The organism is Streptomyces sp. NA04227 (assembly GCF_013364195.1).
Lineage (GTDB): Bacteria > Actinomycetota > Actinomycetes > Streptomycetales > Streptomycetaceae > Streptomyces.
Window position 1 is genome coordinate 1,057,799 of record NZ_CP054918.1, and the last position, 21,332, is coordinate 1,079,130.

Sequence of the window (21,332 nt, forward strand, 5' to 3'; positions counted from 1 at the left end):
GGCGCGGCCGGTCGGCGCGCGCCGGTGCGGTTACTTCTTGCGGCCGCGCTTCTCGCGTACCCGTACCGAGATGTGCAGGGGCGTGCCCTCGAAGCCGAACTCCTCGCGCAGCCTGCGCTCCACGAAGCGCCGGTAGCCGTGCTCGATGAAGCCCGAGGCGAACAGCACGAAGCGGGGCGGCTTGGTTCCGGCCTGGGTGCCGAAGAGGATGCGCGGCTGCTTGCCGCCGCGGACCGGGTGCGGGTGGGCGGCGACGAGTTCGCCGAGGAAGGCGTTGAGCCTGCCGGTGGGCACCCGGGTCTCCCAGCCCGCGAGGGCGGTCTCGATCGCCGGGACGAGCTTTTCCATGTGCCGCCCGGTGCGCGCCGAGACGTTCACCCGCGGCGCCCAGGCCACCTGGGCGAGCTCGGTCTCGATCTCGCGCTCCAGGTAGTAGCGCCGCTCCTCGTCGAGGGTGTCCCACTTGTTGTACGCGAGGACGAGCGCGCGTCCGGCCTCGACGGCCATGGTCACGATGCGCTGGTCCTGGATGCTGATCTGCTCCCCGGCGTCGATGAGGACGACGGCGACCTCGGCCTTCTCGACCGCGGCGGCGGTGCGCAGCGAGGCGTAGTAGTCGGCGCCCTGCTGGAGGTGGACCCGCTTGCGGATGCCCGCCGTGTCGACGAACTTCCAGGTGACACCGCCGAGTTCGATCAGTTCGTCAACCGGGTCGCGGGTGGTGCCGGCGAGCTCGTTGACGACGACGCGCTCCTCGTTGGCCACCTGGTTCAGGAGGGACGACTTGCCGACATTGGGGCGGCCGATCAGCGCGATACGGCGCGGGCCGCCGAGAGCCGCGCCGAAGCGCTGCGCGGGCGCCTCGGGCAGTGCTTCGAGGACGGCGTCGAGCATGTCGCCGGTGCCGCGGCCGTGCAGCGCGGAGACGGGGTGCGGTTCGCCGAGACCGAGGGACCACAGCGCGGTCGCGTCCGCCTCGCCGCTCGGTCCGTCGACCTTGTTGGCACACAGCACGACGGGCTTGCCCGCCTTGCGCAGCAGGCGCACCACGGCCTCGTCGGTGTCGGTGGCGCCGACCGTGGCGTCCACCACGAACACCACGGCGTCGGCGGCCTCGATGGCGTACTCGGCCTGGGCGGCCACCGAGGCGTCGATACCGAGGACGTCCTGCTCCCAGCCGCCGGTGTCGACCACCTTGAAGCGGCGTCCGGCCCACTCGGCCTCGTAGGTGACGCGGTCGCGGGTGACGCCGGGCTTGTCCTCGACGACCGCCTCGCGGCGGCCGATGAAGCGGTTCACCAGGGTCGACTTGCCGACGTTGGGGCGGCCGACGACGGCGAGGACCGGCAGCGGACCGTGGCCCGCCTCCTCGATGGCGCCCTCGACGTCCTCGAGGTCGAAGCCCTCCTCGGCGGCCAGTTCCATGAACGCCGTGTACTCGGCGTCGCCGAGTTCGCCGTGGTCGTGCTCCGTGCCCGCGAAGTCCGCCGCAGCGTTCTCGGCGGACTCGGGCTGGCTGGGGTCGTTCATGAAGTCCGTACCTCGTTCATCGTGGTGATCGTGGACCGCGGCGCGGGCGGCCCACTGCTCAAGTGTCGCTCAGCGCCGGGTGAGACGCCGCGCGTTTTCCAGATGGGCGGCGAGCCGCTTCTGGATCCGTACGGTCGCCTCGTCCATCGCCCTGCGGGTGCGCCGCCCGCTGTGGTCACCGGCCTCGAAGGGCTCCCCGAAGACCAGGTCGATCCGGGTCCGCAGCGGCGGAAGACCGGGGATCAGTCTGCTGCGGGCCCCCGCGCTGCCCAGTACCGCGACCGGTACGACCGGTGCGCCGCTGCGCACCGCGAAGTAGGCCAGTCCCGAGCGCAGGGACGCGAAGTCGCCCTCGCCGCGGGTGCCTTCGGGAAATATGCCGAGCACTCCGCCGCCGTCCAGGACCTTCAAGGCCCGGGTGACGGCCGCGCGGTCGGCCGACTCGCGGTCGATGGAGAGCTGTCCGAGACCGTTGAGGAAGGCTCCCATCGGGCCGCGGAACATCTCCTTCTTTATGAGGAAGTGCACCGGGCGCGGTGAGGAGCCCATCAGGAGCGGGCCGTCCGCGAAGTTCGAGTGGTTGACGGCGAAGATCAGCGGTCCGGTGGCCGGTACCTTCCAGGCCCCCAGGGTCCGGGGGCGGTAGAGGCCGTGCACCACCGGCACCCCGAGCCGTCTGCCGAACTCCGCCCCGCGCGCGGACGGCGCAGGGTCGGGAGTGCTCACTTCGCGGCCCGCTTCTCCTCGACGAGGGTCACGACACACTCGATGACCTGCTGGAGGGTGAGCTCCGTGGTGTCGACCTCGACGGCGTCGCCCGCCTTGGCGAGCGGCGAGGTCTTCCGGCTGGAGTCGGCGGTGTCCCGCTTGATCAGGGCCTCGCGGGTGGCCTGGACGTCGGCGCTCTTCATCTCGCTGCTGCGGCGCGCGGCGCGGGCCTCGGGCGAGGCGGTCAGGAAGATCTTCAGGTCGGCGTCGGGGAGCACGGTGGTGCCGATGTCGCGGCCCTCGACGACGATGCCGCCCGGCGCGGCCGCCGCGATGGCGCGCTGCAGCTCGGTGATCCGGGTGCGCACCTCGGGCACCGCGCTGACGGCGCTGACCTTGGAGGTGACCTCCGGGGTGCGGATGGGCTGGGCCACATCGGTGCCGTCCACCACGATCGTCGGCGCGGCCGGGTCGGTGCCGGAGACGATCTCCGGCTTGCCCGCGGCCGAGGCGATCGCGCTGGGGTCCTCGATGTCGATGCCGTTGTTCACCATCCACCAGGTGATCGCGCGGTACTGGGCGCCGGTGTCCAGGTAGCTGAGGCCGAGCTGGGCGGCGACGGCCTTGGAAGTGCTCGACTTGCCCGTGCCGGAGGGGCCGTCGATGGCGACGATGACGGCCTGGACGGCCTCAGTGGTCTCGGCGGCGGTTTCCACAGCGAAGGACACCTTCCTGGTACGGGGAGTGAGAGCGCGAACAGGGCGAGAGAGCCCCGCACAAGGTTACTGGCTCCGCGGGGCGCCTCTTTCACGGCAGGGTCCGCCCCGGGTCCCCCACCGTACTGCGGGCGCTCCCGGCGGGCGTTGTCGCTGGTCAGCCGAGGCCGGTGGCTGCCGGTGCCGCTGGGGTCGGGCCTTCGCCGTACTCGGCAGTGCCGCCGGGTGGGCCCGGCGGCGCCCGCTCCCGCCGCCCCGGTCAGCCCCGCAGCACCCAGCCCTGCTCGGTGAGTGCGCGGGTGAGCACCGGCACGGCCTTGGGTTCGACCAGGATCTGGACGAGTCCGGCCTGCTGTCCGGTGGCGTGCTCGATGCGGACGTCCTCGATGTTCACGCCCGCCCGTCCGGCGTCCGCGAAGATCCTGGCGAGCTGGCCCGGCTGGTCGTCGATGAACACGGCGACGCTCTCGTAGACGCGCGGCGCGGCGCCGTGCTTGCCGGGCACCCGCACCTGGCCCGCGTTCCCGCGGCGCAGCACGGCCTCGACGCCCGCGGCGCCGCCGGTGCGCTTGTCCTCGTCCGCGGACTGCAGGGAGCGCAGCGCGGCGACCGTCTCGCCGAGGTCCTCGGCGAGCTCGGCGAGCAGGTCGGCGACCGGTCCCGCGTTGGCGGAGAGGATGTCGATCCACATCCGCGGGTCCGAGGCCGCGATCCGGGTCACATCGCGGATGCCCTGGCCGCACAGCCGTACCGCCGTGTCCTCGGCGTGCTCCAGGCGCGCGGCGACCAGGCTCGACATCAGGTGCGGCATGTGCGAGACGAGGGCGACCGCGCGGTCGTGCGCCTCGGCGTCCATCACCACCGGCACGGCCCGGCACAGGGAGACCAGCTCCAGGGCCAGGTTGAGCACCTCGGTGTCGGTCTCCGGGGTCGGCGTCAGCACCCAGGGGCGGCCCTCGAAGAGTTCGGCGGTCGCGGCGAGCGGTCCTGACTTCTCGCGGCCGGACATGGGGTGGGTGCCGAGGTACCGGCTCAGGTCGGCGCTGCGTGCGCGCAGTTCCCCGAGCGGTCCGCCCTTGACGCTGGCGACGTCCAGGTAGCCGCGGCCGAGCCCCTTGTCCATGGCCTCGGCGAGGGTGTCGGCGACCCGGGCGGGCGGTACCGCCACGAGGACCAGGTCGACCGGTACCTCGGGGGCCCGGTCGGTCCCCGCGCCGAGCGAGGCGGCCGTGCCCGCCTGGGCCGGGTCGTGGTCGGCGAGGTGCACGGTCACGCCGCGCGAGGCGAGCGCGAGGGCGGCCGAGGTGCCGATGAGGCCGGTGCCGATGACGAGCGCGGTTCTCACTGGGCGATGTCCTTGCGGAGGGAGGCGGCGGCGCCGAGGTAGACGTGCACGAGATCGGCGCGGGGCCGGTCGGACTCGATGTGCGCGAGCAGCCGTACCACCCGCGGCATGGCGCCCTCGACGTCGATCTCCTGGGCGCAGATCAGCGGCACGTCCACGATGCCCAGCTTGCGGGCCGCGGCGGCCGGGAAGTCGCTGTGCAGGTCGGGGGTGGCCGTGAACCAGATACTGATCACGTCGTCCGTGCTGAGGTCGTTGCGGTCGAGCACCGCCGTCAACAGCTCGCGGACCTGCTCGCCCATGTGATCGGCCGCGTCCCGGTCCAGCTGGACAGCGCCTCGCACCGCTCGTACCGCCACGGTCTCGCTCCTCGACTGCGTCGTACGGTATTGCTGGTCAACGGCCGCCGCGGTCCCCTGTGGACTCGCGTGTCCGCCCTGCCAGGGTAGTCAGCGCGGCGCGTCCGTGTGACGCCGGTCCGGTCACTGGACGCTCCGCAGTCGCACCCGCCGCAGGAAGTCCTCGACCCGGCGTGCGTCGGGCCCGTCCGGCAGCGGGCTGCCCTCCAGCGCGCGGTCGGCCTCCTCGGCCAGGCGGCGCATCCGGGACTCGACCTCGGGCCAGGCCACCTCGCCGCGTTTGACGGCGAGCAACTCCTCGCGGCGGTCGCCGACGTCGATCACCAGACGCCCGGTGCGCAGCAGGTCACCGCAGGTGGTCAGGAGTCGCAGCAGGTGCATGGCGTGCTTCCAGCGCGGCGCCCCGTGCACCCGTACGTCCGCCTCCAGCTTCTTGTACTGGCCCCGCGCGTAGCGGACGAAGGTGTCGTGGGCCTGCCGGGAGAGGAAGGCGCCGCGCAGGTCGAGGAGTTCCTGTCCGGTCTCGTCGAGGTGCTCGACGAGGGGCGAGTGCAGGCACTCCAGGATGTTCGGGTTGGCGCGCAGGGCCAGCTCGCAGAACCGCTCGATCTCCCAGGAGAACTGCTCCTCGGCCGGGCCCTCGACGTGCGTCGGCGGCTTCTCGAACCGCCAGTACAGCGGGGTCGGGGCGACGAAGACTCCCCTGCGGTCGGTGTCGCTGCTCTCCGTCGCCAGGCCGAAGGCGCGCGAGCCCATCACGCAGGAGTAGACGGTGTGCTTGCCCACGAGGTCGGTGTCGTCGTGCTGCCGCGCGGGGCCGGTGTCGTCCGTGCCATGAGCGTCCTTCGCGGGTGCCGCCACGCGAACTCGCCGTCCGGCGCCGGGCGGGGCGGCGGGCGTGCGGACGCGGACCACGAGGTCGTGCAGGGCGTCGTGGCCGCCGGGGGTGTCCGGCAGGGACGAGCGTTCCTGCGCCGCGTCGAGCACCGCGTGCAGCCGTTCGACGTCCGCGCGGACGGTGTCCGGGTCGACCTCGGCCGGGCCGTGCTCGCGCTCGCTCTTGGCCGCGACGAGGTCGGGCACATAGGCGGGCGCCTCGGGGAGTTCGGCGGCGAGGGTCGGCAGATGCGCCTCGATTCCGCCGCCGCGCATCAGGTGGATGCCGGTGAGCAGGACCCGCAAGGTGTAGAGCAGCGGCTTGAGTTCACCGGTGCGTTCGAACAGGCGCCACTGGGTCCTGGCGAAGCCCCGGTAGTGGTGCGCGTGGTGGTGGGTGAGCACCTGCGGGGCCAGCGACACGAGTGCGGCGTGCGCCTCGGTGCTGTGCACGACCAGGGGCGAGAGCAGCTGTTCCAGGACGTAGCCGTTGCGGCGCAGCATCAGGCGGACGAACTTGCGCAGGTCGTGGGTGACGAGGTCCATCTCCACGCCGTCGCGCTCCCACATCCGCGAGCAGGTCTCCTCGGGTTCGCGCAGGCCGAGGAGTTGGGCCGCCGGGAGCAGGTGCACCCCGCGCATGTCGACGTCGGAGTCGCGGGAGGGGAATCCGTACAGATGGGCTCCCGAGGCGGTCGCGAACAGGACGGGGTGGGCCTGTTCGGCGACCACCGCGCCGAGGTCCGCCTCCGGCAGCCCGGCCTTGGTCAGTACGTCCGTGTCGTCGCGTCTCACCGCTCAAGCGTCCCAGAGCGCTCCCAGCGTCACCAACTGGCTTTCGTACTCGATGCGGTCGGCCCAGTCGTGCGGCCAGGCGTCCGGGCCGTGGTACGCACCGGCCAGGGCGCCGGTGAGCGCGGCGATCGAGTCCGAGTCGCCCGCGGTGCAGGCAGCCCTGCGCAGGGCCGTCACGGGTTCGTCGACGAACAGCAGGAAGCACAACAGCGCGGTGGCCAGGGCCTCTTCGGCGATCCAGCCCTCGCCGGTGGCCAGGCACGGGTCGGTCTCCGGGGAGACGGTGCGCAGCGCGTCCCGGACTCGTTCGAGCGCCGCCAGGCAGTCGTCCCAGCCGCGTGCGACGAAGGCGCCGGGCGAGGCGTCGTGGGAGCGCGTCCACAGGTCGCCGAGCCAGCGCCGGTGGTACGTGTCCCGGTTGTCGAGCGCGTACGAGCGCAGCCGTCCGACCAGACCGGCGGGGTCGGTGCCGGTGGCCAGCAGCCGTATCGCGTGGGCGGTGAGGTCGGAGGCGGCGAGCGCGGTGGGGTGGCCGTGGGTGAGCCCGGCCTGCAACTGGGCGGCGCCCGCGCGCTGTTCGTCGCTCAGGTGCGGCAGCAGGCCGAGCGGGGCGACGCGCATATTGGCCCCGCAGCCCTTGGAGCCGATCCTGCTGGCGTCCTGCCAGGGCAGGTCGGGGTCGGCGAGCAGTTCGCAGGCCCTCAGACAGGTGTGGCCGGGCGCCCGGTTGTTCTCGGGCGAGACGGACCAGGCGACGAAGGCCTCCCGCAGCGGCCGGTGCAGGTGCGCGGCGTCGAGCGGGCCGCGGTCGGTCACCTCGCGCAGGGCGTGTCCGAGGGCGAGGGTCATCTGGGTGTCGTCGGTGATGAGGGCGGGTTCGGGCAGCTCCATCTCGCGCCAGGGGCCGCACTTGGCGAGGATCGCGGGCACGTTGTCGAACTCGGTCGGACAGCCGAGAGCGTCACCGAGGGCGAGTCCGAGCAGGGAGCCGGTGGCGGCGCGTCCGGCGGTACGGGTGGGCAGGGTCATCAGGGTCGTCCTTCCGGTCGCAGAACCGGCGGGTGCAGGGCGGTGGCCGGGCCCGCGCGGTGCAGGGCGGCGGGTTTGCCGCGGCCGCCGGTGAGCCGGGCGGCGCCGGGGACCTGCTCCACGAAGCCCGGCGTGGCGAGCACCTTCCGGCGGAAGTTGGGCCGGTCCAGGGCGGTGCCCCACACCGTCTCGTAGACCTGCTGGAGCTCCCCGAGGGTGAACAGCGGCGGGCAGAAGGCGGTGGCCAGGCAGGTGTACTCCAGCTTGGCGCGGACGCGTTCGCGCGCGTCGGCGAGGATCGTGTCGTGGTCGAAGGCGAGCGGTCCCGCCTCCTCGCAGGGGACCCAGTCGGCCCGCGCCGCGTCGCCGCCACCCCGGGGCTCGGGCAGATCGGGCACGAGAGCGGTGTAGGCGACGGAGACCACCCGCATCCGCGGATCGCGGTCCGGCTCGCTGTAGGTACGCAGTTGTTCCAGGTGCAGGGAGCCGGTCAGCCGCTCGCCGAGCCCGGTCTCCTCGGCGAGTTCGCGGCGGGCCGCCGTCTCGGCCGACTCGGCGGGCAGCAAGAAGCCGCCGGGCAGGGCGCGTTGGCCCGCGTAGGGCTCTTGCCCGCGTTCCACCAGGAGGACCTGGAGCCGTCCCGACCGGACCGTGAACACCGCCAGATCCACGGTGACGGCGAAGGGTTCGAAGGCGTACTTGTCGTAGGCGGGTGGCATCTGCGGATGTGCGCTCATGGGCCCTCCCCCGTCCCAGAGGCTGCCGCCCCGGACGCTGTCGTCGTGGCGGCTGACGTCGTAGCTGCTGACGTCGTGACTGCCGACGTCGAGGCGACCGACGTCGTAACGGCCGCGGTCCCGGTCAGATCCGGCAGCGGGTCGGTGAAGTGCCAGCCCGCGGCGAGCAGTGCGTCCACGGCGGTCACCGCGGTGGCCAGGCGCTCCTCGTGACTGCCGCCGAGCATCACGAACGGTCTTGCGGTACGGGTGAGTTCGGCGTGGAAGCGCCCGGTCATCCAGGGGCGCAGTTCCTCGCCGTCGCGCAGTCCGTCGTCCTCGAAGGGCACGCCCTCGTGATCGGTGAGCAGCCACAGGTGGCGCTGCGTCCGCCCGGCGAGTTCGTCGACGCTGGGGTTGCGGCCCCCGACGTAGCGCTCGTGCCAGACGGTGGTCGCGAACGCGTCGGTGTCGCAGAACAGGACCGGACCGCCCTCGCCCGCCGCCCGCTCCTCCCGCTCGTTCTGCCGCTCGGCGATCAGCGGGAACTCCTCGCCTCCCAACTCCACGTCCTCCCAACGGGCTTCGGGCCACCGCTGACGCAACTCCCGAAGCCTGCGCTCGCTGTGCTCGCGCCCGTACTCGGGCACCCAGCGCGTCCCGGCGAACGCGCCCCCGCGTTCCCGGTAGTGCGCGGCCAGGGCGCGGGCCATCGTCGTCGTACCGCTGGACTCGGCGCCGAGCACCACCACCCGCCGGGCCAGGCCCGCCCGCACCGGGGGCGCGAGGTGGTGCCAGTGCGCCACCGGGTCGGCGCGTACCGCCGTACCGGAGACGGGAAAGGCGCGGCGCTCCGGGTCCACCGGGACGTGCGCGGCGCCGAACCGGCGGGCGAGTTCGGCCCCGTAGGACTCGGAGGTGAAGACGGCGTCCACCTCGCCCTCGACGCCCTGCCGGAAGATCCGCACATGGGCGTCCCAGATCTCCGGGTCGTCGAGGTCCATCGGGACGTCGTCGACAAGACCGACGATCCGGCAGTCCGGGTGGACCGCGCGCATCCACGCGACCCGCTCGGCCAGCGGCACCGACTCCACCGAAGCCGCACAGACCAGCACGGTCAGCTCCGCGCACCGCGCCCGCGCGGTACGCACCAGATGGTGGTGGCCCGCGTGCGGCGGATAGAACTTGCCGAGGACCAGGCCGTGGCGGTGACGCCTCATGCCATCGCCCCCGCCGTCCGCGCGCCGGGCACCAGGTCCCGCCGCCAGTCGCGCAGCCCCACGCAGCACAGGGCGAGGAAGCCCACGTAGAGCAGCGAGGTCAAGTACAGCTCCTTGTACGCGTACAGCGGTACGTAGACCACGTCGGCGGCGATCCACAGCCACCAGGACTCCAGGCGTTTACGGCACTGGCCGTAGGTCGCCATCAGCGAGAGCCCCGTGGTCAGCGCGTCCCAGAACGGCACGGTGGAGTCGGTCTGCCGGTCGAGCAGCACGGTCAGGGCGAGGGTGCCCACCACCCCCGCCGCGCACAGCCACAGCCATTCGGTACGGCTCGTACGGCCGACCTCCTGTCCTGGGGAGCCCGGGCCACCCCCGTGGGTCCAGGTCCACCAGCCGTACGCGGCAAGGGAGATGAAGACGATCTGGAGACCGGCGTCGGCGTACAGGCCGGAGTCGGTGAACAGCAGGACGAACAGCAGGTTGTTGGCGATACCGATCGGCCAGTTCGCCGTCCGCTGCCGCGCCACGAGCCAGACGCACAGCGCCCCGCTCCCGAAGCCGAGCACCTCGGTCCAGCTGACCGGGGTGTCGAGCAGGGTGAAGAGCGGCTGCCGCAAGGGATCGAGAACGCCCGAGAGACTCGCGAGACTCACGCCCGCCTCCTTAATAGTCACTCAGACCATAAAGGGGCGTGGTGTTCTCACGCAAGCCTCTTTCGGGGGTGGTGGGCGGGGCGGCGGTTCGGTGAAGTGCCTTGGCTGGGTGAGGGGTTGGCGGGTTGGAGGTTGGCGGGTTGGAGGTTGGCGGGTTGGCGGGTTGGCGGGTTGGCGGGTTGGCGGGTTGGCGGGTTGGCGGGTTGGCGGGTTGGCGGGGTAACAGCGGCGCGGTACGAGTGGTGGCGGTACGGGCGGCGGGTACGCGAGAACGGCGGCGGCCGGTGCCGGGAGAGTTCCCGTGCACCGGCCGCCGCCGTTGTGCGGCCGCGGAGGGCCGCCGTAGTCCTGGGAGGGGCGCGCCGCCGAGGCCGCGCCGCCCGCTACCCGTCGCGCCCTACAGCTCGACCTCGCGCATCAGCATGCCGACCTCGGTGTTGGACATCCTGCGCAGCCAGCCGGACTTCTGGTCGCCGAGAGTGATGGGTCCGAAGGCGGTACGGACCAGCTTCTCGACCGGGAAGCCCGCCTCGGCGAGCATGCGGCGCACGATGTGCTTACGGCCCTCGTGCAGGGACACCTCGACGAGGTAGTTCCGGCCGGTCTGCTCGATCACCCGGAAGTGGTCGGCGCGGGCGTAGCCGTCCTCGAGCTGGATGCCGTCCTTGAGCTGCTTGCCCAGGTCGCGCGGGATCGGGCCGTAGATCGCCGCGACATAGGTCTTGCGCACGCCGTACTTGGGGTGGGTCAGGCGGTGTGCGAGCTCACCGTGGTTGGTGAGCAGGATGATGCCCTCGGTCTCGGTGTCGAGACGCCCGACGTGGAACAGACGCGTCTCGCGGTTGGTGACGTAGTCGCCGAGGCACTGGCGCCCCTCCGGGTCCTCCATCGTGGAGACCACGCCCGCGGGCTTGTTCAGCGCGAAGAACTGGTACGACTGCGTGGCGACGGTCAGGCCGTCCACCTTGATCTCGTCGTTCTCCGGGTCGACCCGCAGGCCCTGCTCCACCACGATGGCGCCGTTGACCTCGACCCGAGCCTGCTCGATCAGCTCCTCACAGGCGCGCCGCGAACCGTATCCGGCCCGGGCCAGCACCTTCTGGAGCCGCTCGCCCTCCTGCTCGGCACCCGGGAACGTCTTGGGCAGCTTGATGTCCTTCTTGCCCGCGTACCGCTCGCGGTTGCGCTCCTCGGCCCGCGTCTCGTACTCCCGCGAGCGGGCCGGGGCGCTGCGCTGGTCGCGCTGCTGCGGCTGCTTCGGGCCGCCCTTGGCACCGCCGCGCGCGGTGGTGCCCCGGCCCTTGCGCCCGCCCTCGCCGGACTGACCGCCCGAGCCGCCGGAGCCGCCCACGTCGTAGCGGCGCTCCTCGGGGCGCGGGCGACCGGCACGCTTCTGCTTGTCGTCGCGTGATCCTCCCGTCTTCGACCGGGAGGTGCCGCCACCTGCCCCTCGGTTGTCGCGGCCGCTGTCGCCGGCCCTGCTGTTCTTGCCGCTGCTTCGCATCAGTGATCCGTCTTGTCGTATGCGTCCTCGGAATCCGGTGCGTCCGGATCGAACGACGGCACGCCCTCCTGCGTCTCGGCCTCGATCGCCTCCGCCTCCGGGAGGAAGGGCGCGAGCTCCGGCAATTCGTCCAGGCCGCGCAGGCCCATCCGCTCCAGGAAGTAGTTCGTCGTCGTGTACAGGATCGCACCTGTTTCGGGTTCCGTGCCCGCCTCCTGGATCAGCCCGCGCTGCAACAGGGTCCGCATCACGCCGTCACAGTTGACCCCGCGGACCGCCGAGACCCGCGATCGGCTCACCGGCTGGCGGTACGCGACCACCGCCAGCGTCTCCAGTGCCGCCTGGGTGAGCCGCGCCTGCTGACCGTCCAGGGCGAAGCCCTCCACGGCCGCCGCGTACTCGGGCCGGGTGTAGAACCGCCACCCCCCGGCCACCAGCCGGAGCTCGAATCCGCGCCCCTGCACCGTGTACTCGTCGGCCAGCTCACGCAGCGCGTCCGCGACCTTGCGGCGCGGCCGCTGGAGCAGTTTGGCCAGATGCTCCTCGGTGGCCGGCTCGTCCACCACCATCAGTACGGCCTCCAGGGCGGGCTTCAGCTCGAGGTCCGCCACGGCGGCGCCGGGCACCGGGCCCGCCGCAGCGTCCTCGTCGGGCGCACCGACGGCGCCGCCGGCACTCGGGCTGGTCATACGGGCTCCTCGGTGGGGGTGGTCGGGGCGGGCTCGGCAGCGGGAGCGGTCGGGGCGGGCTTGTCCTTGTCCCTGCCCTTGTCCTTGCTCTTGTCGCCCTCGGCGGGCTTGCTCTCCTGGTCGAACTCGTCGGTGACGCGTACCTGCGTGTCCTCGGCCCCGGTCCAGCGGACCATCAGCTCGCCGAGTGCCTCCTCCTGCTCCAGGGCCACCGCCTTCTCCCGGTAGAGCTCCAGGAGGGCGAGGAACCGCGCCACCACGGTCAGGGTGTCCCCGGCGTCCTCGATCAGCGTGCGGAAGCTGGCCTCGCCGACGGTCCGGAGCAGGTCCACCACCAGCGCGGCCTGTTCCCGGACGCTGACCAGTGGGGCGTGGATGTGGTCGACGTACACCTGCGGCTTGGCCCTCGGCTGCATCGCCTTCACGGCGAGCTTCGCGAACCCCTCGGCGCCGATGCTGATGACCACCTCGGGCAGCAGCTCCGCGTGGTGCGGCTCCAGGCCGACCGTACGGGGATGGCGGCGGGCCTCCTCTTCGAGCCGGGCGCTGAAGATGTCGGCGATCTGCTTGTACGCGCGGTACTGCAGGAGCCGCGCGAACAACAGGTCCCGCGCCTCCAGGAGCGCCAGGTCGGCCTCGTCCTCCACCTCGGCGGCGGGCAGCAGCCGGGCGGCCTTCAGGTCGAGCAGGGTCGCGGCCACGACCAGGAACTCGGTGGTCTGGTCGAGGTCCCAGTCCGGGCCCATCGCCCGGATGTACGCCATGAACTCGTCGGTGACCTTGGACAGCGCCACCTCGGTCACATCGAGCTTGTGCTTCGAGATGAGCTGGAGCAACAGGTCGAACGGCCCCTCGAAGTTGGCGAGCCGGACGGTGAACCGGCCGTCGTCCGGGGCCTCTTGGCGTGGTGGGGCTTCCTGAGGTTCCTGGCCTTCCTGGGTTTCCGGGACTCCCTGGGCCTCCGGAACCTGGGCTTCCGGGGCGTTCTCTGGCGCCTGGGAGTCCGGCTCGCCCTCCAGCGCTCCGGCGAGCGAACTCCCCGTGTTCTGCGGGGGGTTGGGGTCGGCTTCGGGAGCGGCGGGCGCGAGGACGGCTTCCGCGTCGAGATCGGCAACGGGCGGGTCGAGCGCGGTCCCGGACTCGGACAGACCCGGCTCGGGCTCGGGTTCCGACAGCTCGGGCTCGGACAGCTGGGAATCGGGCTCGGGGAGCGCGGGCGCAGGCACCGACGCAGGCATGAGGTCGGGCTCGGGCTCGGCCTCACCCCCCGGGCGTACCACCGGAGCCGCGCCCGGCCCCCGGCCCAGGCTGCGACGGCGGCCGCGGGAGGGCTGGGCGGGCTGCTCGTCGGAGGTCGGCATGGTGGTCCAGGGTGCGGGGGGTGTACGGGGCGGTGCCCGGCGGGTTCTCGACGGGGCGGAACGGGCGACGGGCGGGCAGGCTATCGCCTCCCGCCCCGGCCGCGGGGGACCCGCCCTCGCTCAGGCGGGTCCGCCGGTGCGTGCCTCAGCGCCCGCGCAGCCGCCGTACGAGAATGCTCGCTTCCCCGCGCGACTCCAGGTCCGCGAGGACCACCGCGACCGCCTCGCGGACGATCCGGCCGCGGTCGACCGCGAGGCCGTGCTCGCCGCGCAGTACGAGCCGGGCGTGTTCGAGGTCCATCAACTCCTCGGCGGAGACGTAGACCGTGATCTTCTCGTCGTGCCGCTCACGGCCGCTCGGCCTGCGCGGGGCCGCCCGGCCGCCGCCCTGACGGCGACGGGCGCCGGAAGCGGCGTCGCCCTCGGCGGCGGTCCGCTGCGTCTTGCGGCGTGCGCCGCCGCGCGGTCCGCCCTCCTCGCCGTGGCCCGCGGAACTGTCCCGGGTGTCCGCGGACTCGCCGTCGCCCTCGGCCGTCGCGTGCTCGGGGCTCGCGGCGTCCTCGGAGCCCGCGGGGTCCTGCCGCTCGTCGGCGGCGTTCGGGTCGCTCTCCCCCGCGGGTGCCGGGACCCGCGGTTCACCGTTGACCTGGCGCTTGGGGCTGGACGCCTGCAGCGCCGTCCCCCCGGTGGTGCGGAACAGCTCGTCGGCTCCGGGCAGACTCACTCGGCGTGACACCGGGCGAGCACCTCCCTGGCGAGCTGGCGATAGGCGGCGGCGCCGACGGAGTTCGAGGCGTACGTGGTGATCGGCTCACCGGCGACCGTGGTCTCCGGGAAGCGGACGGTACGGCCGATCACGGTGTGGTAGACGTGATCGTCGAACGCCTCGACCACCCGCGCGAGCACCTCACGGCTGTGCACCGTGCGCGAGTCGTACATCGTGGCGAGGATGCCGTCGAGCTCCAGGTCGGGGTTGAGCCGCTCCTGGACCTTCTCGATCGTCTCGGTCAGCAGCGCCACTCCGCGCAGCGCGAAGAACTCGCACTCCAGCGGGACGATCACCTTGTGGGCCGCCGTGAGGGCGTTGACGGTCAGCAGGCCGAGCGAGGGCTGACAGTCGATCACGATGTAGTCGTAGTCCGACATCAGCGGCTTCAGCGCCCGCTGGAGGGTGGACTCGCGCGCGACCTCGGAGACGAGCTGGACCTCGGCCGCCGACAGGTCGATGTTGCTCGGCAGCAGGTCCATGTTGGGCACGGCGGTCTTCAGGAGCACCTCGTCCGCCGCCATGTTCCGCTCCATGAGCAGGTTGTAGACGGTGAGGTCGAGCTCCATCGGGTTCACACCGAGACCGACCGACAGGGCACCCTGCGGGTCGAAGTCGACGAGCAGCACCCGGCGGCCGTACTCGGCGAGCGCGGCACCCAGGTTGATGGTCGAGGTGGTCTTGCCGACCCCGCCCTTCTGGTTGCACATCGCGATGATCTTGGCGGGCCCGTGGTCGGTCAGCGGGCCCGGGATGGGGAAGTACGGCAAGGGGCGTCCCGTGGGGCCGATGCGTTCACGCCGCTGGCGGGCGGCGTCGGGCGCGAGGGTTGCCGCGTACTCGGGATCGGGCTCGTACTCCGCGTCCGGATCGTAGAAGTGACCCTCGGGCACCTCTTCGTAGTCTGCGAGGTGACGGGTTGCCGATGGGGTGTCCCCGCTGCGGTCCGGGACCATGGCGTTCACGTGAGGGCCATCCATGCTCTGGTGTGCTGGTGTCGGGATCGGGCGGTCGGGAAAGGCGTGGACAGCGACGGAGCCGACACCTTCGAGCCCGGCGGGATGCTGGTCCCGCTGCGGCATTCCTGGTTGACCACCCCCGGGAGCAAATGTCGACTCATTCACAAGTCGTCTTACCTCCTTGGTGACCAGGAAACTTCTAGACAGGTCAGCGTGGCACCATGCCGACGTTTGGCGACTCTATGGCGTGTCACCACTCCGCAGCAACACAATCCACGGGACCCGACTCGATGTGTCGAAGCCTCAACACCCTTCTGTCAAGGGCAAGTGGTGCCCGTCGGCGACGAATTCCGGGTGTACGAATCGGTCGAAGCCTTACGTTCGAGGCGAGTTGAGCGTGCCGTGGTCGAACACCGCAGAACGGGTCGCACAGTGACGCGATACACACGCATGTGTGTACGGCAGAGCACACCGACATGCGTACGGCCGGACCTCGTATCAAGGTCCGGCCGTACGCGTGGTGTTGACGGGTCCGGGTTGACGGACCCGCCGAACTAGCCGAGCAGGGTGTCAAGTTCGACGTGCTCCAGGCCGTGGGCCTCGGCGACCTCGCGGTAAACCACCTTGCCGTCGTGCGTGTTGAGGCCCTTGGCCAGCGCCGGGTCGCGGCGCAGCGCCTCCACCCAGCCGCGGTCGGCGAGCTCGACCACGTACGGGAGGGTGGCGTTGGTCAGGGCGTAGGTCGAGGTGTTGGGCACCGCGCCGGGCATGTTGGCCACGCAGTAGAAGACCGAGTTGTGCACCGGGAAGGTCGGCTCGGCGTGGGTGGTCGGACGCGAGTCCTCGAAGCAGCCGCCCTGGTCGATCGCGATGTCGACAAGGACACTCCCGGGCTTCATCCGCGAGACCAGCTCGTTGGTGACCAGCTTCGGGGCCTTGGCGCCGGGGATGAGTACGGCGCCGATGACGAGGTCGGCCTCCAGGCAGGCGCGCTCCAGCTCGAAGGTGTTGGACATGACGGTCTGGATCTTGGTGCCGAAGATCCGGTCCGCCTCGCGCAGCTTGTTGATGTCCCGGTCGAGCAGGGTCACATGGAAGCCCATGCCGATCGCGATCTGCGCCGCGTTCCAGCCGGAGACGCCACCGCCGATGACAACGGCCTTGCCCGCGGCGACACCGGGCACGCCGCCCGGCAGCACACCGCGTCCGCCCGCGGGACGCATCAGGTGGTACGCGCCCACCTGCGGGGCGAGCCGGCCGGCGACCTCGGACATCGGGGCGAGCAGCGGCAGCGCGCGGTTGGTCAGCTCCACCGTCTCGTAGGCGATGGCGGTGGTGCCGGAGCCGAGGAGGGCGTCCGTGCACTCGCGGGAGGCGGCCAGGTGCAGGTAGGTGAAGAGCGTCTGGTCCTTGCGGAGCCGGTGGTACTCCTCGGCGATCGGCTCCTTGACCTTGAGCAGCAGGTCCGCCGTCGCCCAGACCTCGTCGGCCGTGTCCAGGATCCGCGCACCCGCGGAGACGAACTCGTCGTCCGCGATCGAGGAACCGAGTCCGGCCTCGCGCTCGATGACGACCTCATGGCCGTGCCGGACGAGCTCGTGCACCCCGGCGGGGGTGATGGCGACACGGAACTCGTTGTTCTTGACCTCGCGGGGGATACCGACCTTCACGTCGATCACGGTCCTTGGCTCAGGGGGTTCATGTGGGGGGTGCCCCCCGTACAAACCCTATTCCTTGGGGATGAGGCGGGAATACACCGCATACACCGCGTGAAACCGCGGCGGAGCCAGTCTAATGAAGGATTTCCCTCTGTCTAGCCTTCCATTGCAATAATCTTCATCCGATCGACCATGAGTTTCCTAGGCGGAGGATCGGGTTCCACGGGTGTCCCGACCTCGCCCGAGCGGCCCCGGGGCGGCAGCGCCCGGTCACGGAGCGTCCGCCGCCGCAGGTGGGCCCGTGCGCGCTCGCCCGCGCGACCCGCGGCCCGGCCCGCGTCACCCCGGCACCCGCCCGTTCACTCTCCGGCACGGCCTGTCCACCCGGGCCGCTCCGGCCTGGGTCGGCAGGATGGCGACGGCCCACGCTCACCCTCCACGGAAGGTCCCGACCCGGTGAACAACGAGTTCTTCGCACGCAAGATGGACCTGCGCTTCGACACCTTCGACGCCGACAAGGACGGCGTCATCAGCAGGGACGACTTCGTCCGGATGGGTTCGCGCGTCCTGGAGGCGTTCGGGCTCGCCGCGGACTCCCCGAAGGGCAGGGCCGTACTCGACGGGGGCGACCGCTTCTGGGAGAACCTGGCCGGGGCGGCCGACACCGACCTGGACGGCACACTCACCCGCGAGGAGTTCCGGCGCGGGGCCACCGAGTTGCTGCGCGGAACCCCCCAGGGCTTCGCCCAGACCGCACGGCCCTGGACGGAAGCGGTCATCGCGGCCGCCGACACCGACGACGACGGACGGCTCAGCAGCGACGAGTACAGCGGCATGCTGCGCGCCATGGGCGCGGACGAGGAAGCGGTCAGGAACATCGCGTCCCACGTCACGGACCCGAACAACTCGGTCTCGACCGACGCGGTACTCCGCGCGGCACTGAGCTTCTACACGAACGACAAGCCCGCCGCTCCGGCCACCTGAGCCTTCGGGACGCGAGCCGGCCGGTCCGGGCTTCCGGGCCACGCGGCCCGGTTCGCCGGGGCGTGGCCCCGGGAAACCCGGCGGCCTTCAGGAGTTCGCCGGTCCCGGAGGCTCCGTTACGTCGTCCTCGGCACGGCTCGCCCCGGCCGGGTCCTGCTCACCACGGCCCAGTTCTGCTCGCCCCAGTTCTCCAGGGCCCCGCTCTCCCGGGCACTTCCGCTGTTCCTCAGGGGTCTCGTACGGCGACACCTCGGACAGGTCGGACGGGGAGAACGCCTCCGACGAGGAGAGCGCATCCGACGAGGAGCGCGCACCCTCGGGTCCGGGCCGCTCAGCGTCCGGCTCCGGCTCTCCAACTCCCGCCGGACCGGCTTCCGTTCCTGGGCCGACTCCGGCTTCCGCTCCTACGGCAGGGGCCACTTCCTCGCCCGCGCCCGCATCCGGGCCCGCGCCTGTACCCACATCCGGGCCCGCGTCCCTGTCCTCGTCGCCACTGACGCCTTCGCCGACTTCGACTCCCCCGGCCTCCCCCACCACCGACCGCATCGACGGTTCCGGTTCTGTCCCCGTCCCTGCCTCCACCCCCGACTCCGTCCCCGACTCCCCGCCAGACTCCCCCCGCCCCCGGCCCTCCGGCGCCAGCATCCGCTCCGCCACCGCCCGGTGGAGCCCGGCCGCCGCGGGGTCGCCGAGGCGGTCCAAGAGATCGGCGAGCTGAAACTGCAGACCGGCCTGGAGGCCCGTGTCGCCGACGCCGCGCGCCCGCTCCACCGCCTCGTGACAGGTACGCAGCGCCTCGGTGCCCTCGCCCGCCGACACCTGCACCCGGGCCAGCTCGCCGAGGGCGCGGGCCTGGGCCGGAACGTCCCGTACCCGGCGGTGGCCCGCGGCCGAGGCGCGCCAGCTCCGCTGGGCCGGTGCGTACTGACCGCCGCTGGCGAGCACCGAGCCGATCCGGCCGTGCAGAACGGCGGCCTCGGCGCTCTCGTTGCGCGACTGACACTGGGCGAGGGCCCGGCCGTACCAGTCCGCGGCGCGCTGCCAGTCGCCGAGGGCCTCGTGCGCGGAGCCGATGCACTCGGTGGCACGGGCGACTGCGTGCGGATCGCGCGCGGCGCGGGCCGCGTCCAGTGCGTCGCGGTAGCGGTCGAGGGCGGCCTCGGTGCGCCCCGAGCGCGCATCGAGGTCCGCCAGACCGAGCAGGGCGGCCGCCGCTTCCGCGTGCAGGCCTCGCCGCCCGGCGACTTGGTGCAGGAGGTCGTACAGGGCGTAGAGGTCGTCGGCCGTGCTCTCGGTGCCGTGGTGCGCGGCGAGGGCCTGGAGCAGTGCGGAGGCGAGCCGCCGGGCGAGGGTGTCGAGCTGTCCGTCCGCCACCGCGCTGCGGGCGGCGGCGAGCAGCGCGGGCCTGCGTACGGTGAGCCAGCGGGCGGCCGCCTCGGTGGAGGGGAAGCGCTGCGCGCCCGGCTGTTGCGCGAGCTGTGTCCTGGCCGGTGATCCCTCGGGCTCGGCGAGAATCCGGCAGGCGTGCAGCAGTCGTACGGTCCGCTCCAGCATCCGGGCCCGGGCCAGCTGGAGTTCGGCCGCGCGGTCGTGCACGGTGCCGAGCTGTCGCAGGTGCGGCACCAGGCAGCCGGGGATCTCGTACTGCGCGAGATCGCCGGGCAGCCGGCGCAGCAGACCGGTCGCGGTGAAGTCGTCGAGTGCCTCGGCCGCGTCGGACACCGAGCACCCGATGAGCGCGGAGGCGGTCTGGGTGTCGACGGTCCCGCCGGGTGCCAGGCACAGGCTCCGCAGAGCGCGGGCGGCGGGCACCGGCAGGCTCTCGTAGACGTGGCGGAACACCCGGGCCAGCGCGGTCCGTTCGGTGACCTCGCCGTGCAGCCGCCGCGCGAGGTCGGAGACCGAGGCCTGCGGGCGTACGGCGAGCCACCCGCCCGCGAGGGTCAGTGCGGCGGGCTGTCCCGCGCACTCCTCGACCAGTGCCTCGGCGGCCCTCGGGTCGACGGTGATGCGTACGCTGCCGGTGAACCGGGACAGGAACGTGAGCGCCGCTTGGGTGTCCAGGCCGCCGAGGGCGCAGGGGCGGACGTCGGGGATGCCGGTGAGCGGGCCCCTGGCGACCGCGACGGCCAGGCAGTCCGGGGCGTCCGGCAGCAGGGCGTCGACCTGGTCGGCGCCCACGGTGTCGTCGAGCAGCAGCACCGCCCGGCGCCCGGCGAGCGCGGCGCGCAGTGCCTCGGTGAGTTCGTCCTCGTCGGCGCCGGGCGGGGCCGTCCGGCCGAGGGCGTCGAGGAGTTCGCGGGCCGCCCGCGCCACCGGGACCGCGCTGCCGTCGGCTTCGGCGAGTCGTGTGTACAGCACGCCGTCGGGGTAACCGTCCGCGACCTCGGCGGCCAGCGCGCGGGCGAGCGCGGTGCGGCCGGAGCCCGGCTTGCCCGCGATGAGCAGGACCCGGGCGCGGGGCGCCTTGCGGCCGGTGAGGGTGTCGAGTCCGGTACGGGCGATGTCGGCGTGGAGCTCCTTCAACTCCCGCGTACGGCCGAGGAATTGATCTTCCGTCACCGCGAAGTCGGACTGCGGTTCCCGCGGTGCGCCGGGCAGCTGCGGGCCCCGGATGTCCACCGCCTGATCCGTCACGGGCCACGCTCCCGTCGCACTGCGCACCTTGGGCCGACGGAATTCCGCCCGGCCATTGTCCGAGCCTAGTTCACTCTCTGCTACGGACGGTGCGGAGCGCGGCGGCCGCTTCGCTCGTTCGGATCAGCCGATGGTCACACCGTCCGGCCGGAAGATGTTCGGGCCGAGGTGTTCAGGCGGGGAAGGGCCGCGCGGACCACGGTGCTTCGGCGCGGCGCAACGACTCGACGCCGTCGCCCGCCCGGACCGCGGTGAGCGAAAGCACGCCGAGGGCAAGGCAGTTGTTCTGCAGATCGCCCGCGAGCACGGACCGTACGAGTTCGGCGAGCGGTACCCGTGCGATCTCCATGTCCGCCTCCTCCTCGGCCACTTCGAAGCGCTCGCCCTCGGCCTCGGACAGGTCACGGGCGAGGAAGATACGCACGGCCTCGTCGCAGCCGCCGGGCGTGGGGTAGACGTCGGTGAGCACCCGCCAGTCCTCCGCCTTGACGTGCGCCTCTTCGTAGAGCTCGCGCTGGGCGGCGTGCAGCGGGTTCTCGCCGGGCACGTCGAGCAGTCCGGCGGGGATCTCCCAGAGCTTGCGGCGTACGGGGTGGCGGTACTGGCGGATCACCAGGACCCGGTCGTCCTCGTCGACGGCGAGCGCGGCGACCGAGCCTGGGTGCACCTGGTAGTCGCGGCGGACCACCGAGCCGTCCGGCATGACCACGTCGTCGGTGCGCACCGAGGTCTTCTTGCCGGTGAAGGGGGTCGCGCTCGCGCTGATCTCCCACTCCTCAGCGGTGTCCTTGATCCCCATGCCGAAGTCCTCCCAGACGACCCAC

General features: G+C 72.3%; 18 protein-coding genes and 2 pseudogenes. 1 reads left to right on the forward strand and 19 read right to left on the reverse strand.

Translation table 11 applies throughout. The features are described 5' to 3' along the window. Positions 1–30: 30 nt before the first annotated feature. From der to ald, 17 genes and pseudogenes are all read right to left on the reverse strand, one after another. Positions 31–1,530 carry a ribosome biogenesis GTPase Der gene (gene der, locus HUT18_RS04295; protein ID WP_176097955.1) on the reverse strand — a complete coding sequence of 500 codons (1,500 nt, stop codon included), beginning with the start codon at positions 1,528–1,530 and terminating at the stop codon, positions 31–33. A gap of 69 nt (positions 1,531–1,599) precedes the next feature. Further along, entirely contained in the window at positions 1,600–2,256 is a 657-nt protein-coding gene (locus HUT18_RS04300; RefSeq protein WP_254878414.1) for a 1-acyl-sn-glycerol-3-phosphate acyltransferase, read from the reverse strand. Beyond that, positions 2,253–2,954, reverse strand: coding sequence for a (d)CMP kinase (gene cmk / locus HUT18_RS04305; RefSeq protein ID WP_176097957.1), 702 nt, complete (start codon positions 2,952–2,954; stop codon positions 2,253–2,255). Before cmk ends, HUT18_RS04300 begins: the two co-directional genes overlap by 4 nt. Positions 2,955–3,213: 259 nt before the next feature. Beyond that, complete coding sequence (locus tag HUT18_RS04310) at positions 3,214–4,299, reverse strand: prephenate dehydrogenase (protein WP_176097958.1); 1,086 nt, start codon at positions 4,297–4,299, stop codon at positions 3,214–3,216. Continuing rightward, positions 4,296–4,658, reverse strand: a complete 363-nt coding sequence (gene aroH / locus HUT18_RS04315; protein WP_176097959.1) for a chorismate mutase — start codon at positions 4,656–4,658, stop codon at positions 4,296–4,298. The genes HUT18_RS04310 and aroH overlap by 4 nt, the downstream gene beginning before the upstream one ends. A 123-nt stretch (positions 4,659–4,781) precedes the next feature. Then, complete coding sequence (locus HUT18_RS33245) at positions 4,782–5,444, reverse strand: nucleotidyltransferase domain-containing protein (protein ID WP_303246572.1); 663 nt, start codon at positions 5,442–5,444, stop codon at positions 4,782–4,784. Between the two features lie 114 nt (positions 5,445–5,558). Further along, positions 5,559–6,290: pseudogene (locus HUT18_RS33250) on the reverse strand (nucleotidyltransferase domain-containing protein); the annotation flags it as partial. Positions 6,291–6,332: 42 nt separating this feature from the next. Continuing rightward, positions 6,333–7,358, reverse strand: a complete 1,026-nt coding sequence (locus tag HUT18_RS04325; protein WP_176097961.1) for an ADP-ribosylglycohydrolase family protein — start codon at positions 7,356–7,358, stop codon at positions 6,333–6,335. Further along, positions 7,358–8,095: an NUDIX domain-containing protein gene (locus HUT18_RS04330; RefSeq protein WP_254878415.1), complete on the reverse strand. Its 738-nt coding sequence runs from the start codon at positions 8,093–8,095 to the stop codon at positions 7,358–7,360. The genes HUT18_RS04325 and HUT18_RS04330 overlap by 1 nt, the downstream gene beginning before the upstream one ends. After that, positions 8,092–9,294, reverse strand: a complete 1,203-nt coding sequence (locus HUT18_RS04335) for an AAA family ATPase (RefSeq protein ID WP_176097963.1) — start codon at positions 9,292–9,294, stop codon at positions 8,092–8,094. The genes HUT18_RS04330 and HUT18_RS04335 overlap by 4 nt, the downstream gene beginning before the upstream one ends. After that, positions 9,291–9,971 carry a nicotinamide riboside transporter PnuC gene (gene pnuC, locus HUT18_RS04340; protein WP_176097965.1) on the reverse strand — a complete coding sequence of 227 codons (681 nt, stop codon included), beginning with the start codon at positions 9,969–9,971 and terminating at the stop codon, positions 9,291–9,293. Before pnuC ends, HUT18_RS04335 begins: the two co-directional genes overlap by 4 nt. Positions 9,972–10,347: 376 nt before the next feature. After that, positions 10,348–11,454 (reverse strand): pseudouridine synthase, encoded by a 1,107-nt coding sequence (locus HUT18_RS04345; RefSeq protein WP_176097967.1) that lies wholly within the window; start codon positions 11,452–11,454, stop codon positions 10,348–10,350. Beyond that, positions 11,454–12,143, reverse strand: coding sequence for an SMC-Scp complex subunit ScpB (gene scpB / locus HUT18_RS04350; RefSeq protein WP_254878416.1), 690 nt, complete (start codon positions 12,141–12,143; stop codon positions 11,454–11,456). Before scpB ends, HUT18_RS04345 begins: the two co-directional genes overlap by 1 nt. After that, positions 12,140–13,504 carry a segregation/condensation protein A gene (locus HUT18_RS04355; protein WP_176097969.1) on the reverse strand — a complete coding sequence of 455 codons (1,365 nt, stop codon included), beginning with the start codon at positions 13,502–13,504 and terminating at the stop codon, positions 12,140–12,142. The genes scpB and HUT18_RS04355 overlap by 4 nt, the downstream gene beginning before the upstream one ends. 145 nt (positions 13,505–13,649) lie before the next feature. Next, entirely contained in the window at positions 13,650–14,240 is a 591-nt protein-coding gene (locus HUT18_RS04360) for a hypothetical protein (protein ID WP_176097971.1), read from the reverse strand. Then, positions 14,225–15,352 (reverse strand): ParA family protein, encoded by a 1,128-nt coding sequence (locus HUT18_RS04365; RefSeq protein ID WP_176097972.1) that lies wholly within the window; start codon positions 15,350–15,352, stop codon positions 14,225–14,227. The genes HUT18_RS04360 and HUT18_RS04365 overlap by 16 nt, the downstream gene beginning before the upstream one ends. A 431-nt stretch (positions 15,353–15,783) precedes the next feature. Continuing rightward, positions 15,784–16,899 (reverse strand): alanine dehydrogenase, encoded by a 1,116-nt coding sequence (gene ald, locus HUT18_RS04370; RefSeq protein WP_176104283.1) that lies wholly within the window; start codon positions 16,897–16,899, stop codon positions 15,784–15,786. A 444-nt stretch (positions 16,900–17,343) separates the two neighbouring features. Here ald and HUT18_RS04375 point away from each other — a divergent pair, with 444 nt between their 5' ends. Beyond that, positions 17,344–17,871, forward strand: coding sequence for an EF-hand domain-containing protein (locus HUT18_RS04375; RefSeq protein WP_176097974.1), 528 nt, complete (start codon positions 17,344–17,346; stop codon positions 17,869–17,871). A 639-nt stretch (positions 17,872–18,510) separates the two neighbouring features. Here HUT18_RS04375 and HUT18_RS04380 read toward each other — a convergent pair. Further along, positions 18,511–20,472, reverse strand: a pseudogene (locus tag HUT18_RS04380) (NB-ARC domain-containing protein); the annotation flags it as partial. 208 nt (positions 20,473–20,680) lie between these two features. Continuing rightward, positions 20,681–21,307 (reverse strand): NUDIX hydrolase, encoded by a 627-nt coding sequence (locus HUT18_RS04385; protein ID WP_176104284.1) that lies wholly within the window; start codon positions 21,305–21,307, stop codon positions 20,681–20,683. Between the last annotated feature and the right edge of the window lie 25 nt (positions 21,308–21,332).